Genomic DNA, 14,640 nt, shown 5'->3' with positions numbered 1-14,640 from the left:
CGCGCGGGCTCGTGATCGCTGGATTTAAGCGTAAGCTCTGAAATCGTCATGTGTCGAAGCCCTCAAAGGCTCCGAACATCGTCCTTCACGCCGATCACCGAAAGGTGCCGTCGGGACATCGCTTACGGCTAAGTTTCCCTCTACGGCCGACATCAGGCGCAAAGCGGTCATGCCTGGATCCATCAGCAATAGTTCGAGCGACGGAGACATCCGACAAAACCATTGCTTTCAAGGAGATGGTGCATCCAGAAAGGGCTCAATTCAAAAACCTGCCGGGAAACCAATGCGCGATCGGGATGTATTTGGATCGGTTGGCCGGCCGTCACGTCATAGTAATTTCGGGAAACCTCTTCTGGCCATCTGAAGCTTGGTTCAAATGGCACTTGCGCATGAGGATTAAAATAAACGTGCAGCCCATCTTAGATGGCTCTCGCGATGAAATGAGGAATGCTGGATGTGCACTGAACCCTTTCCTTCTCTATCAATCTATAGCGGGTTGCCCTGACAAACCTCTCAATCCTGCTTTCAGCGACCGCCTTGCCGAAAGTCCCGACTGTGGAGAAAATGACAGCGCTGATCTCCTAATCGTTCGTGAAAATCCCCATTTCTACAGGCGCGCCGGAAGCTGTCGCAAGCGACCTTATCTTATCTTGTCTAAGCTCGGTTCCTTCAAGCACCGGGGCACCGATGCCGAAGAGGACCAGGTTGATCAGTTCATTGTTCTGCATGACGGATTGGCTACTATCGAAGGGGGCAATCGCAATGACGAACGGTCGGCCCTGCACATGGCTCAGCGAAGAATAGGGATGTTTTTTGCCATTGCTGCCTCGAACTATTTCCAACTTGTCCCTGATTTTCCCAACCAGCTTTAGCGCACCGCGATCCTTGAAATCTTGATAGCTGGAAGGCAGCCATTCTTTGTCGCCCGCAGGCTGGTCCGATATCACCGCTTCGATGTTGAATTGATAATTCCCAGGCGCCGTCACGAAGAAATCTGGCGAGGATTTGGAATAGTCCACGCTACAGCCGAAGTCAGTCAAAGCCTTGTTGAGCAGGCCCGCTGCCCAGCTTTGAATTACGGGCATCACCTTGGAATAGCTTGGGTTGGATCGAATTTCGCGAAAGCTCTTGTGGAGTTTGCTGTCTGGCAGTCTCGGCTCAAATAAGTCTAGCATTTTGAATCGTCCTAGCCCATGGCTTCTTGAAGCTGCATGTTGATCGGCCGCAGCCAGAATTCCCGTAACCCTGCAGGCGACCGCGCTCGGTCAGCCTCAACCCGTCTTTGACTTCATTCTTGGTCAGGCTCCAGCGGAAGGCCGATCACATCGATATGATGGCCTACGCGCAGTGGTGCCGCCAGCTGAACTCACACAGGGCGCTCGCATATCGACAAACGGGGAGAAGGTGGCAATAGGGAGCATGAAAAAGTTGGGGGTCTCGTCGGCTCTGCGTTAGCCTGAGCGCCATGTCCGGTGTTGCAAATTCCCAAGTGTATCAACTCAAAGTGAGCTTGCGACGAATCTCGCCGATGATATCGCGCCGGCTGCTCGTTCCGGAAGAAATGACACTCTACGCGCTGCACCGAACAATCCAGATCGCCTTCGGCTGGGAGGACTGTCATCTGCATGCTTTCAAGCTGCACGGCCGGCACTATGGTAGGACTTGGACCGGCGAACGCCACCGCGACGCGGCGGGTCGCGAGGTGACATTCGTCGATCTCCAACTGCGCGTGCGCCAGAGGATCCTCTACGAGTATGATTTCGGCGATTTGTGGGAACACGAGATCCGGGTTGAGGCCAAGCATGAGCGGGAGGGCGGCAAGGTCTATCCGGTCTGCATCGCCGGCGCGCGTGCCGGCCCGCCCCAAGATATTGGTGGCCCACCAGGCTATGCGGCGCTCCTCGATCGGTTCCGCTTCGGCGACATCGAGCGGCTACTTCGTGGGGAAGATGTAGTTCGAGGACGATGATCCGCTGCGCACCTTCGAACCCGAGCGTTTCAGCCGGCGTGAGGTGAATGCGGCTCTGAAACGCGAACTTTCGCGGCTCACCAAGGGCTGACTGCAACCGGTCAACATGCTTTCCTCTCCCCAGTTCAGGAGGGATGTGGATGGGGTTTGCGATTCAACTCATGATCGACAGCGGTGACGCGGCGGTCGAAACGCAAGAGATTGTCAGCTTCGAGCGAACAGATGGTACGCTGTCGATCGATGAGCTCGGCCTAACGCTGGAAGAAGCAAAGAAGGCTTTGGCCGCGCTCCAGGTAGCCATCACGGAAAGGCAGGCCCTCGACCTCGCCCGTCGCGAGCGGCCCTGTCCGTGTTGCCATCAGCCCACGCAACTGAAGGACAAGCGTACAATCACCGTACGCACGTGCTTCGGCAAGCTCGCGCTGCCGAGCCCACGATCGATATAGACACTGCCGATGCCAAACGGTGTCTGGCTTTGTCGCGCCTGTCGTGGCAGCTCTTCCCGAAGGAAGTGACCTTCATGTCGGATGGCGCCTGCAATCTGCGAGACCTTCAATATTACATGCGCCCCAATGCGGAGCATGTTCTCGACTATTTCCACATCACCATGCGCATTACAGTGCTCCAACAGATGGCCCGCGGCCTGCCACCACCGCTCAGCGCCGCAGCGCCTGCGGCTGTCGCGACCCTCGAAAGCGTGAGGCACTATCTGTGGCACGGCAACGTCGCCGAGCGCTTGAGCTGATTGAGGATTGCCGCCTCCAGTTCTGGATCAGGCTTTCCGATCTCCTCGACAGGAAACGCTTTTGCGCGCGGAGTCGGCTGCTCCTCGACTGGGGTGTCGTTCGTGCTCCAGCAGCCGGATCGACTCGCGAAGCCCATCAATAAGCGTTAGGCGTCCCGGAAGCGCGTTTACGTCGGCGTTGTGCCAGATTAGTTACGTGTTTAGGGTTGTGTAGAGGAGTCGCCGGGGCCAATGACAATTGCAATTATTGCACCCGAGAAGTTCGCCTTCCAGGATCTCGTGTGTGTAGAAATTGCGTATCGGTTTCGCGCAGTGAAGGACGCAACGCTCGTAGTTGAACCAAAATCCGGCGAAGACGGCACTCTAACCTGGTTCAATCCACGTAACGTTCGGCTCACAGCGGAGATACAGATCAAGGGTGCGGGAGGCGTCGCTACCCTCGAGGATCTTGCAACGTATCTCTCCCACTTTCCCGAACGAAGTGGCAAAAGCTGCCTCTTCGAACGGCTGTTGAATGATCCAGACCGGAGAGCGGTTTTCGTCCTTTCGGCGCGATGCGACGATCAGCTTCTGCCCTTTCTGAATGGAGGTAACGACGACACATATCCAATCCGAGCGGTGTCGGGACAGATTGCTCAGCTCTTCTTCAAAAAATTCCTTGCGACCCACCTGATCTCCTCCGGAGCCAAGGTCTCAAAGCTAGCCAAAGGAAGACGGCGACGATCGCCTCGCTCAAAAATCTTCCGGATTCGAAGATCGCTTCAGTTCTCTCGTTCTCTCCAGGATCTTTGTCATCGAGCAGGAAACCGACGCTTCGGTGGAAGTCAGGCTGCAGGCCGCTTTGCGTGCGCAGAGGATTGATTCACAATCCCTCCGCGGGGCTATTGCCCACCTTACCGATATCGTTTCGCATGCAAAGCGAACCCAGTCTGATATCATTGCACCGATCATGGAGCGCATTCGGCGACTAGCCCTGATACAGTCGCGGCACCGGGCTATCTTCTTCGGGGCAGCGAAGGCAATCTCATCGATGTGTTGAATTCGCAGTTGGTCCTTCTTCTCAGCGGCCAACCTCGAACAGGCAAAACTTGGATCGCTCGAGAAATTGCAAGCGCGCTTCAGATGGCCGGCTTCGAGGTGCGAGTCGGCCAGCACGTCGATGAGGCAGAGCGCTTTTTGACCGAGGCCGCCGGGGGTGAACGGCTCTACCTCCTCGATGACCCTTTGGGGTCACGCGAACCGCTCCCCGGTGCGAGTGCGTCGCTGGCAACACTCCGTGGCTTAATAGGGCGCATTCCACGGAATCGACGCCTCATCGTCGCACAGTCCGAACCCGTCTTGCTGCAGGCCACTCACCAACCCAGCATCGAAAACTGTTCCCTAGGCACTCACGGGTGGGTGGTTGTTGGGGGTCTCACACACGACCTCGCTCTTGCCGTCTGGTCAAGAGCTTCGGAGGTGCACAGCGTACCGAATGACCTCCGGCGACGCCTCGAAGCTCTGATCATGGATGGAGAGGAATTGCGAGACGTTGGCGCCATTACATATCTTGCCCAGACTCATGCGCAGTTGCCTCCCAATGCTTCTGACGCCGAGATTATTCGCCAGGCACGCAGTGACGCATTCGACTTCGTTGTCCAACTCGCTGAGAAGGGCCCGGCATATGAGAGTTTGTTGCGGGCCGTCGCCTTGGCAACGACAAATTCCACCGGTGCCTCTGATACGGAACTTTCGTTCATCATCAATGGCGGCGATGAGGAGCCCGGGCTGGTGCCAGAATTGGGAGTCTGGAGTTTTTCTGGAGATACGCCTCCGCTTCCCCAATATGGCGTGGAGCCTTCATTTACAGAAGATCAGATGGCAGCACTCAATGCCTTGCAGCGTCGGCGTGTCGTAGATGAGGTCGGCGATTTAACCTTGTTTTCTCATCCCTACCTTCGCGCTGGCGCGCAGGCGCTCCTCAGAGGGGACACTCGTCACATGCGCGAGCAGGTGAAAGCTCAAACGACTCGCGGTATCGCATGTCTTTCCGATCGCGTCGAGCTTGCTTCATCACCACCTCCCAGCTTGAGCCGTCATGGCCCTCGCCATACGCACGCATTTTGAACATGTCCTTAGGGCCCTTAGCACTCCAAGCGCAACGGAAGACGACGAACACCTTATTTTGAAGATAGCTTTGCCCGGCTTCATCCGCTTGGGCCGCCAGCACGAACACCTATGCGGGGGATAACTGGTATGTTCCTTTTTTGTTCTTTTCGAGGTGGCCGCGTTCCTGTATACATTGCAACATCTTTTGTTCCCGACGGAGTGTCCGATGACTGTGCAGCCCAGGACTCTCAATGAGCCGACAATCAGCTGCCCGAGCTGCAAGACGGACATTAAGCTCAACGAGTCGCTCGCGGCACCGCTGATTGCGGCCACGCGCGAGGAATACGAACGGCGCCTTGCGCAGAGCAATGCCGTCATGGCGGCGCGGGAAGAGGAGCTTCAGCGCAAACAGGACGCGATCGACGCCGCCCGGGAGGACATCGACGGCCAGGTCTCTGAAAAACTCAAGCTTGAGCGTGCCGGGATAGCAGCCGAAGAGGCCCGTAAGGCGAAGCTGCTGGTCTCGACCGACCTTGAAGACAAGGACAGGAAGCTGGGCGAGTTGGAGGCGACGCTGATGGCGCGGGACGAGAAGCTCGCCGCGGCGCAGCTGCAACAGGCCGAATTTATGAAGCAGCAGCGGGCCCTCGACGATGAAAAGCGGGAAATGGCGCTGACCATCGAAAAGAGAATCCAGGAAGGGTTGGACGCCGTCCGCGTCAAGGCCAGGACCGAAGCCGAAGACGGCCTCAAGATGAAGGTGGCCGAGAAAGAGGAACAGATCGCCGGCATGCAGCGCCAGATCGAGGAGCTGAAGCGCCGCGCCGAGCAAGGATCTCAGCAGCTTCAGGGCGAGGTCCTTGAGCTCGAGTTGGAGTCGCTGATCGCTAGCCGCTTCCCGATGGACATCATCGAACCCGTCGCCAAAGGTGAGTTCGGTGGTGACGTGCTGCAGCGCGTGGTGGGACCGGCCGGCCAGCCCTGCGGAGCGATCCTGTGGGAATCAAAACGCACTAGGAACTGGAGCCCGGGCTGGCTCGGAAAGCTCCGGGCGGACCAGCGTGCGGCCAAGGCTGACATTGCGTTGATGATCTCCGAGGCGCTGCCTGCGGGGGTCGAAACGTTCGATCTGGTGGATGGCGTCTACATCGCCCATCCCAAATGCGCGATTCCGATCGCGATCATGCTCCGGCAGTCCCTCATCGAGCTCGCCAACTCCCGCCTCGCCCAGGACGGCCAGGCCACCAAGATGGAGCAGGTCTACGGCTATCTGACTGGCCCTAGGTTTCGCCACCGGGTCGAAGCGATCGTCGAGAAATTCTCCGATATGCAGGACGACCTTGCCAGGGAACGGAAAGCCACAATCCGCCTGTGGGCCAAGCGGGAGGCTCAGATCCAGGGTGTCATCGAGTCGACCGTCGGAATGTACGGCGATCTGCAGGGCATCGCCGGCAAGGTGATGCAGGAGATCGCGGGCTTGGATGTGTTGGCCATAGAAGCATCCGCGTCCATCCCCGATTGAGAAAGGCGAATCTAAACTGGATATCGGGTTTGGGAACGAGGGCAAGCTGCCCTTTGTTACGGATGATCCGTCAAAGGCGGAACGCAACGCCAAGAAGCCGCCGCGCTGAACCCCCTCGCCCGGCCGGGTCATCAGATTGCTATGCAGCCTCCGGTTTTTGAGCCAAGCTGTGCGGGCAATGAAAGCCTGCCCGTGACAGACCGCGAAATCCACCTCTACCTCGATGACAGCGGCAGCCGAGAGCCGGACCGAGAGCCAAAAGAGAAGCGCCGCGACGAGATGGATTATTTCGCCCTCGGCGGGATCCTCATCAACGAGGAAGATGTCGATGAGCTCTACAGTCGCCACAAGGCCTTTTGCCAGCAACACGGCATAACGTACCCCCTACACTCCTGGGCGATCAGGGGCGGGCGCGGCGACTTCGGCTGGCTGAAGAAGCCTGAGGCTGCCTACGAGTTCCTGGGTGACCTGGAACGGATGCTGCTCTCCCTGCCCGTCATTGGGATTGCCGCAGTCATCGACCGCCCGGGCTATGTGGCCCGCTACCGCGACCGGTATCAGGATCAACTTTGGTTCATGTGCAAGACCGCCTACTGCATCCTGATCGAGCGCGCCGCTAAATACGCCCGCAGCCAGGACTGCAAGCTGCGCGTGTTCTTCGAACGTGCCGGCAAGGCGGAGGACCGTGATCTGGTGGCCTATATGCGCATCCTGAAGACGCAGGGCATGCCGTTCGACGGCGCCAACTCGGCCGGCTACGGGTCGTTGACCGCAGAAGAGTTCAAGGACATCGTGCGCGGTGAGCCCCGCGGCAGGACCAAAGCCACACCGATGCTGCAGATCGCCGATCTCTACCTCTATCCGATGGCCAAGGGCGGATATGACCCGTCCTACCGGCCCTATAGGGCCCTGATGGGTCACAAGCGTCTCATCGACGCGCACCTGCCGCCCGAGGAGCTGGCGTCCCGTGGCATCAAATACAGCTGCTTTGACAGGATAAAAAACAAAGACCCGGACTAGCCGGGCCTTCGTTTTGAAAAGTTCGGCTGGCGCCTGGCGCCAACCCCGGAGCGATGCTCACGACGGAACTATGGGTGTCGACAACCCGATTGTCAATACCCCGGGTGAACCTTGGGTCAGGGGGACCTATCTTATCGCTTGCATATAGCACGGTTCATCTGATCGACACTTCATATTATCAAGTCTTCTTCTTCGGGTGTAGCGCGGGTCCCCGGCCCCTGAATCAAGAGACGTAGGCCGGACGAACCGTGAAACACCCTCCCCCTGAATGCAGAACCGTCCCCAATGCCCTTGCGTCATCACGGGAAACCACCATATCTGGATGCAGTTCACCACAGGGAGCCTCATATGGCCCAGCCAGAAACCGCCAAAGCAGACGTCGACAAGCTACGCACCAACGAGAAGAAGTGGACCAAGGCACTCATGGCCACCGGCTGGAGCGCTTTCCCCAACATCATCATCGAGAAGCAGCAGGCTCTCGGCCTCGATGCGCTCGACATGAACATCATCATCCACTTGGTCCAGTACTGGTGGCTGCCCGACAACCTGCCCCACCCCTCGGTCGAGACGATCGCCAAGGCAATCGGGGTGACGCCCCGCACCATTCAGAAACGCATTGCCGCGCTCGAGGCCCTTAAACTTCTTGGCCGGGAGGAACGGCGCAACACGCCCAATGGCAGCATGACGAACCGCTATCATTTCGATGGCCTGATCGAGGCCGCCAGGCCGTTTGCCTTGGAAAAGGCCGCCGAGATCAAGAAGGCGGCCGAGGAGAGATCGAACCGGTTGAAGCGTAAGAAGCCGCAGCTGGTCGTGGACAACGATGCATAGGCAGATCGTGGCGTAGCTCAGAGGATAGAGCGCCTCGCTTTCGACCGGGGTGGTGCGTGACACCGCTATCTAGGGGCGAGGAGGTCGCAGGTTCAAGTCCTGCCGTCACGCCATTGTCCTCGATATGGATCCCTCGGCTCCGGAAACTCGAAAGATTTCCGGCACCGGACCCATAATCTACCGTGGTTTTTCAATTGGCCTCCCTTTGATATTTGTTCTGCGTATGTTCATATCAAGGGACCAACACGAGGACTCAATATGGGCATGCGATACAATGGCCGGCCGTTTGATTCGGGGGATTTTGCAAAGGATTTTGAAGCTGCGGCTGTCGAGAGCATCAAGGAACAGCTGTGGGAGAGGTTCAGTGCCATTCGCCATCCTGATACAGGCGAATTTCCCACTGTCCTGGTCCTTGGAGAAGCCCTTGACGATTTGCGGCTCAGTATTGAGGGCTCGCCGCAGCTTCTCGCGCTGGTGAAGGACAAGATGAGCGACAATGAGCAGGCGTCGACTGTGTTCCTGCCCCTGCAACAGGGCTCCCCGAAAGCCTTTCTCAGCTACTCGTTCGACGATCGCGAGCTAGCAGAGACGGTCGCGCGCGCCCTGATGGCGGATGGAATCGATACCTGGTGGGCGGAATGGGAGATCCGTTCCGGAGATTCCTTGCGCCGCAAAATCGACGAGGGACTGGGCAACTGCACGCATTTCATCGTGCTGCTGACTCCGAGCGCCATGCAGAAGCCGTGGGTCCAGCAGGAGATGGATGCCGGCCTGGTCCGCCGCATCTCTGGGCAGGCGCGCTTCATAGCCCTTCGCTACGGTGTCGCGGCACGGGAATTGCCGCCGCTTCTGTCGGGCATGCTCTCGCCAGAACTTGATGCCGCGCGCCTAGACGAAGGCGTGCGCAATCTGGTGAACGACATCCATGGCGTGACGCGTAAGCCGCAGCTCGGCGCAGCGCCCATTGCGGCTGTGCAGCCGGCGACGGGTTACTCCAAGGTCGCAACGGCAATTGCCAAGATCTTTGTTGAGGAGACGTCGGATGCAATGTTCTCGCACCCTCAGAAAGGGGTAGATGAGCTGGCGGCCACCATTGAAGCGTCAGAGGAGGACATCGAGGACGCTCTGCACGAGCTGCGCGATCTGGTTTCCGTCAGCTTCGGCCGCGTCTTGCCCAAGGAGGACCTGTTTGCCACATTCGACAAATATTTCATGGATTGGTCGCCCGAAGATGACGCGCTGCGTATCGCTGCCGACCTGATCAACGACCCGTCGATGCCCCACGATACAGGCCAGGTCGCCGAGCGGTACGGCTGGGAGCCGAGGCGCATAAACCCCGCTCTGGCCTATCTGATGGCCCGCAAGCTGATCGTCGACTACAAGGTACTCGCCAGCCAGTACAATTCGATCAGGGTGGTGAAAACGGACGCCACGCGGCGCTTCGTGAAGAGCCGAAGCTGAGGATCCCAATCCGCAGGGTCATGCCCGACAAGGTGCAGTGACCGGGGAGCCCGACCACAGGACCATGGAGCAGTCACCCTTGTTTTTTGGCAAATGGGGAGACGTCCCCATCGATGGCGATGTGAGGCCATTTAGCATCTTCAATCCGGTCCGCAGCGGGGCGGGACGGAAGAACCGAAAACACCACTTCATCTCGGTCACCTATATGGAAGGCTTCGCCGATGACCGCGGCCGTGTCCAAGTCTATCGGGCCGAGGCGCCAGAGGCACCGCTGCCGAAGCAGCCGAGGGCAACTGGGTACGAGAACTACTATTACTCTCAGAAACTCCCCGGTGGCGGTCAAGAAAACCACAGATTCGAAGACCTCTGGAATCCGATCGAGACCGTTTGGCCGGAGACCGTCCGTGCGCTTCAGGCTCGTCGTCTTTCACCGGCTTTATCCTTCAATGTCCAAGGCATGCAAACGATCATGCGGACGCGCGTTCCGGCGACCCGAGATCGCATCGCGCTTATGCTGGAGGCTAAGCTGCGAAGCGAATGCAAGGTGTTCGAGGAAATCGGCAAACTGCCGCCAGAATTGGAACGCTACGCCGGTCAGTTCGACACCGTGCCGGTCGGCGTCAATCCGCATGAAACACTGCTCGCGATGGAGGACGAATTCAAGACGTTCGGCGATCTCTGCTTTCGGCTTGGCTTCGAGGTTCTCCACAACAAGACCGACATCCCATTCCTGACTTCCGACAATCCGGTGTGTACATATGACCCGCGCGAACCGCTGCTCGCACGCACCCCCTATGATCACTCCGGTGACATCGAGCTGATCTTTCCCCTGACCGCCCGCATGCTGGTGCGCGGTTCAAGCAAGCGTCAGCCGTTTGGCGTCCTGACACGGCACCGCGACGTCACGGATAAGCACAAAGTTCGCCGGTTCAATCGAACAATCGCTCAATTCGCGTACCGGATGACGGTCGGCCAGGACCGGTCGAGCGATGCGCTGATTTGTGCCCATGCGCGTCTCGTACCGACGATCAGCACCGAGGTCCGCCGACACAACAATGAAATCCAGATCGTCTGGCGGCATATCTTCGGGCCGAAACCGGATCTTTCTCAGTATATTGACACCTCGGAAAAGGCCTCCCGCCTTGAAGCAAAAATGGCCTTGGCCGCATCGAGCCCCGTGTCCGACGGCTGCTAGCAGCGACGTCGGCACTACGGCGCGCCAAGCACCTCCGGCAGCAGTATTCCCCCAACCAAGCCGCAGCTGTTGCTTCGACGTTCCGTCCCAGACTAACCCGCTGAAAGAAGGGGATAAATTGAAATTCCGCAGCTTGGCCAGGTGAGGCGTGCTAGTTCTCTCCTCCAAAGGAGACATCATGCCCGACGTGACGCGGGAACGCGTGAGAGATGAACTTCTCCGCATGGAAGAAGATTGTATTCATTCCGGCAAAGCGCACTTCAACGCTTCAGCGCGCTGGGCGGTGTGGAACTATGTCTTCGGCATTCCCTCGGTGATCCTCAGCACCGCAGCGGGCGCTGCTTTTTTCAAGGACTATCCTGTCGCCGCGGGTTCTATGGCGCTTTGCGTTGCCGTCCTCACGTCGCTGATGACGTTCCTGAAACCCGGTGAGAAGTCGGCTGACCACAAGAGTTCGGGCGACCAGTACCTGGCGCTACGCAACAATTCCCGCGTTTTCCGCGAGGTCGAACTCGACAACACGCCCGATGCCGAAACCGTGCTGACCGCCCTGAAAGGCTTCACCACGCGGCGCGATGAACTGAACCAGGCAAGCCCTGCTTTTTCAGACCGCGATTTTAAGAGGGCCCGCGACGGCATTAACGCCGGCGAACCCAAGCACGCGGTCGACAAAGGTTCCCACCAATGACAGTCAATAGCTACCTCGTATCCCGTGCAAGCGACGCGGTGCTCTCGGCCGACGAGAAGGCCTCGATCGCGACCTCGGTCACGACCTTGAGCTCCCGGCTGGCCAGTTATTTCACGGTCGCCGGTGATGGCCTAACGTCGCATTTCCGGTTCGGCTCGCACACCCGTGGCACGATCCTTCCCCGCAAGATGGATGCGCACTCGGACGTTGACTACATGATCGTTTTTGAAAAAGGCGGACTGAACCCACAGACCTACCTCACCCGACTGCGTAAGTTCGCCGAGCAGAAATACGCCAACTCCGAACTCTACCAATCGAGCCCCACGGTGGTGCTGGAGCTCAACCATATCAAGTTCGACCTAGTGCCCGCCTTGCTCTCGTGGGGCACGACGTATCAGATCCCCAAGGGTCCCGATGAGTGGCAAAGCACGAACCCGAACGATTTCAACAGCACGCTCGAGACTGTCAACGGCAACAATTCCTATTTGATCAAGCCAACCGTGCGCCTCGTCAAATTCTGGAACGCAGAAGCCGGCTATGTCTACGATTCGTACGGCCTCGAAAAATGGATCGTCGGCCTGGGCTTTTATGGCTGCTACACCCAGAAGGACTACTTCTTCAAAGTGTTCGACAACCTGTCGGCGAACGAAGTGGCCCAATGGCGCAACGACAAGATCACGCGCGCCAAGGACATCATCGCCAGGGTCCGCAAGTACGAAGCCGATGACATGCCGAATTCGGCTGAGATCGAGGTCAAGAAGCTTATCCCGGCGTAGCGAGCAACTCTTGTGATAGCACTTCCGCCCCGGCCAACACGGCTGAGCCTGCCGTCCCTGTAAACGCGATCATGCGCATCACTGATCGCAGGTCGGTCAAATGTCGTGTCCCCTCCCCGTCGTTGGAATGGGCAGCTCGAGCGCAGCCAAGTCAGCCTTTCCAGCGTGCCCGACGCCTTTGAAATTGGGCAGGCGCCGACGCTCCAAACCTCCTATCAGTCGCCTCGACCTAACCTAGGACAACCTGTTGAGGCTCCGCGACTAGCTTGGCGCTTCGGGCGGCAACCGAAGCGATTGGCGGGTTAATGCCGGGGACTTTGTCCGAAAGATGTAGTCCTATTTCGTACGAGATCACGGTTGAGAGGTCAGAAATATGCTACGAATTTCGGACAAAACTCACTCGCAAAGCGGCACGGCTATTTGTCGAGTTCGACTCCGACGTAATCTTGGTCGACAACAAAGTCAGGGATGATGTCACCAGCCAGTAATTTCTCCTTCGACAGCAACCCGGCATCCTCGAGCGCCTCGTCTCCGGCAAATCGCGCAGCGTATCAAGCCCGAACTCCAGCAGGAATTCTTTGGTCGTGACATAAGTGTGGGCGCGCCCGGCGTCGGGCTACGCGGGCCGGAAGCGATCAGACCGGCACCGCGCAGATGACCAATAAAATCGCGACTGATCTCCTTGCCGAAGAAGGAAGAAAGCTCGGCGCGGGTGATCGGCTGGAAATAGGCGATGCACATCAGCACCAGCACCTCCGACTGCGTGAGATCGCCCGCACCCCCACCGCCGCCAACGGCTGTGTCAAATGCACTGCGGATCGCATCGGCATAGGCAGGCCGGGTCAGGTGCTTCCAGCCACCAGCGACGGCAACGAGGTCATAGGGTCGACCGCGCAGTTCTTCGCGGATGTCGTCGATGAGAAGATCAATGCTGCAGCTTTTGCCGACGACGCGAGCCAGCGTCTCGCGGCCGACTGGTTCACCGGCAGCAAAGATCGTGGCCTCGACACGGTTCATCCATTCGCGCCAACGCGCCTCCGGCGGCAGGTGATCCAGCTCCCGGTCAAACAGCTGGTCAGCTGATCGACGGTCATCTGACCGGCTCCCCCCTCGCCTGCGCGCCGCTTGCACCATTATCGTCAGAGCCCGTAGATGCGGAAGGTCGGGCGGCCGGATAGCTCTCGGACGGCGCCTAGCTCGACCAGACGGTCGAACAGGCGGCGCAGCCCACGGCCACTCCTACCGGCGATCTTTTCCGAGGCAACGATCGCATCGTCGGACAGCAGCTTGTCGACAACAAGATCCGCCGCCTTGGCCCTGAGTTTCGGCGCAACAGCAAGCAGCCGGTCCGAGCGGCGCTCGAGCTCGGCGGAAAGATCGATGGCGCGTAGCGCAGCCCGCGCCTGCGCGGCAAGCAGACTTTTGGCACGCTCAGGATCGGTCTCAATGCCTGTCGCCACCGAGTTGGCTGCTGATCTACGCGGGCGGACGCTTGTGCCCAGGGCCGCTTCGGCGCCGAGCAACGGCACCGCGTGTGCCCAACCCAGCCGTTGCGCCAGCAGGGCGTCGGCGAGCCAGGCTCCAAGGGCGCGCGCAAAGCCGTGGCGTTCGGCGATCGCGACGGCGCCGGTTATCATTCCCACCGTCCCGTCAGTGGCGGCTAGCTGCCGAAGTTCGTCCGTCAGGTCGCTTACGCCCTCGTCATAACGCGCGAGACCGAGGCCATCCAGCACCGCGCCGATGCTCGCCTCGGTCAGCAGTTTCTCCGCCTCAAGTAATGAAGCTAGGGTTGGGCTTAGCTCTGTGTCGACTGGCCCAAACAGCTTCTGTACATGACGACGATTGTCTTCGGTTCCGATCAACTCCCGAACGGCGTCTGCAAGGGACTTATGCCCAGCTATGTCGCGCTTTATCATGTCGGCCGAGGTTCCCCGCCTTTTGCGTAACCCGCAGATCAGGGATGGTTGCATTAGGGGAACAAATGCAGGTCCACGTCGGTTAAAGACTTGCAGCGGTCGATCCGTCTCGGTGCAGCCACTGTCGAGGTCCGTGGCCAATTCCTCTCGGTGGCGAACCTCCAACGATAGTTACAGCGGGACTAAAAAGTAGGCCCAATCTCGCGCTCCAGGGCGACGCGGGCCTTCCGTAACGAGACGAGCAGCCGCTCCAGTAGGCCTTCATCCAATTCGGATGCTAGGCCCGAAACGCCCGGTCGTGCGTAAGCGATGTCCCGACGGCACCTTTCGGTGATCGGCGTGAAGGACGATGTTCGGAGCCTTTGAGGGCTTCGACACATGACGATTTCAGAGCTTACGCTTAAATCCAGCGATCACGAGCCCGCGCGC

General features: G+C 58.8%; 14 protein-coding genes, 1 tRNA gene and 1 pseudogene. 12 read left to right on the top strand and 4 right to left on the bottom strand.

Annotated elements, in window-relative coordinates; genetic code table 11:
* Positions 1-581: 581 nt before the first annotated feature.
* Positions 582-1,175 (bottom strand): hypothetical protein, encoded by a 594-nt coding sequence (locus EOA49_RS33135; protein ID WP_189523677.1) that lies wholly within the window; start codon positions 1,173-1,175, stop codon positions 582-584.
* A gap of 290 nt (positions 1,176-1,465) precedes the next feature.
* Here EOA49_RS33135 and EOA49_RS24405 point away from each other — a divergent pair, with 290 nt between their 5' ends.
* The 3 genes from EOA49_RS24405 (at position 1,466) to EOA49_RS24395 (ending at position 2,714) form a co-directional block, all read left to right on the top strand.
* Positions 1,466-1,969 (top strand): plasmid pRiA4b ORF-3 family protein, encoded by a 504-nt coding sequence (locus EOA49_RS24405; protein WP_084831570.1) that lies wholly within the window; start codon positions 1,466-1,468, stop codon positions 1,967-1,969.
* A gap of 140 nt (positions 1,970-2,109) precedes the next feature.
* Positions 2,110-2,415, top strand: a complete 306-nt coding sequence (locus tag EOA49_RS24400) for a hypothetical protein (protein ID WP_127243397.1) — start codon at positions 2,110-2,112, stop codon at positions 2,413-2,415.
* Between the two features lie 29 nt (positions 2,416-2,444).
* The gene (locus tag EOA49_RS24395; RefSeq protein ID WP_029356711.1) at positions 2,445-2,714 is read left to right on the top strand and encodes a hypothetical protein; all 270 of its coding nucleotides are present in this window, start codon (positions 2,445-2,447) and stop codon (positions 2,712-2,714) included.
* 363 nt (positions 2,715-3,077) lie between these two features.
* Here the strand turns inward: EOA49_RS24395 and EOA49_RS24385 are convergent, their stop codons facing one another.
* A complete protein-coding gene (locus EOA49_RS24385; RefSeq protein WP_095517091.1) occupies positions 3,078-3,383 on the bottom strand; it encodes a hypothetical protein in 306 nt (101 codons plus the stop codon).
* An 837-nt stretch (positions 3,384-4,220) separates the two neighbouring features.
* Between EOA49_RS24385 and EOA49_RS24380 the strand changes: the two genes are divergently transcribed.
* The 9 genes from EOA49_RS24380 to EOA49_RS24340 all read left to right on the top strand — a co-directional run bounded on the left by EOA49_RS24380 (position 4,221) and on the right by EOA49_RS24340 (position 12,295).
* Positions 4,221-4,820 (top strand): hypothetical protein, encoded by a 600-nt coding sequence (locus EOA49_RS24380; RefSeq protein WP_127241139.1) that lies wholly within the window; start codon positions 4,221-4,223, stop codon positions 4,818-4,820.
* A 208-nt stretch (positions 4,821-5,028) separates the two neighbouring features.
* On the top strand, positions 5,029-6,324 hold the full coding sequence (locus EOA49_RS24375) for a DUF2130 domain-containing protein (protein ID WP_029356705.1): 1,296 nt from the start codon (positions 5,029-5,031) through the stop codon (positions 6,322-6,324).
* A 192-nt stretch (positions 6,325-6,516) separates the two neighbouring features.
* Positions 6,517-7,344 (top strand): DUF3800 domain-containing protein, encoded by an 828-nt coding sequence (locus EOA49_RS24370; protein WP_236378326.1) that lies wholly within the window; start codon positions 6,517-6,519, stop codon positions 7,342-7,344.
* Between the two features lie 348 nt (positions 7,345-7,692).
* Complete coding sequence (locus EOA49_RS24365) at positions 7,693-8,175, top strand: helix-turn-helix domain-containing protein (protein ID WP_023679072.1); 483 nt, start codon at positions 7,693-7,695, stop codon at positions 8,173-8,175.
* Between the two features lie 6 nt (positions 8,176-8,181).
* Positions 8,182-8,286 (top strand) — tRNA-OTHER (locus EOA49_RS24360).
* Positions 8,287-8,439: 153 nt separating this feature from the next.
* Complete coding sequence (locus EOA49_RS24355; protein ID WP_245460781.1) at positions 8,440-9,636, top strand: toll/interleukin-1 receptor domain-containing protein; 1,197 nt, start codon at positions 8,440-8,442, stop codon at positions 9,634-9,636.
* 64 nt (positions 9,637-9,700) lie between these two features.
* Positions 9,701-10,831 carry a DUF4238 domain-containing protein gene (locus tag EOA49_RS24350; protein ID WP_127241140.1) on the top strand — a complete coding sequence of 377 codons (1,131 nt, stop codon included), beginning with the start codon at positions 9,701-9,703 and terminating at the stop codon, positions 10,829-10,831.
* A 178-nt stretch (positions 10,832-11,009) separates the two neighbouring features.
* Entirely contained in the window at positions 11,010-11,519 is a 510-nt protein-coding gene (locus tag EOA49_RS24345) for an SLATT domain-containing protein (protein ID WP_029356699.1), read from the top strand.
* Between the two features lie 38 nt (positions 11,520-11,557).
* Positions 11,558-12,295: a nucleotidyltransferase gene (locus EOA49_RS24340; protein ID WP_236378329.1), complete on the top strand. Its 738-nt coding sequence runs from the start codon at positions 11,558-11,560 to the stop codon at positions 12,293-12,295.
* 416 nt (positions 12,296-12,711) lie between these two features.
* Here EOA49_RS24340 and EOA49_RS24335 read toward each other — a convergent pair.
* Together EOA49_RS24335 and EOA49_RS24330 are read right to left on the bottom strand one after the other, a co-directional pair.
* Positions 12,712-13,429: pseudogene (locus EOA49_RS24335) on the bottom strand (SMC-Scp complex subunit ScpB).
* Between the two features lie 5 nt (positions 13,430-13,434).
* Positions 13,435-14,211, bottom strand: coding sequence for a DUF1403 family protein (locus EOA49_RS24330; RefSeq protein WP_245460780.1), 777 nt, complete (start codon positions 14,209-14,211; stop codon positions 13,435-13,437).
* Between the last annotated feature and the right edge of the window lie 429 nt (positions 14,212-14,640).

Source organism: Mesorhizobium sp. M1A.F.Ca.IN.020.04.1.1 (genome assembly GCF_003997315.1).
Lineage (GTDB): Bacteria > Pseudomonadota > Alphaproteobacteria > Rhizobiales > Rhizobiaceae > Mesorhizobium.
The sequence above is the reverse complement of the archived record's forward strand: the minus strand, read 5'-3'. Positions and strand labels throughout refer to the sequence as shown.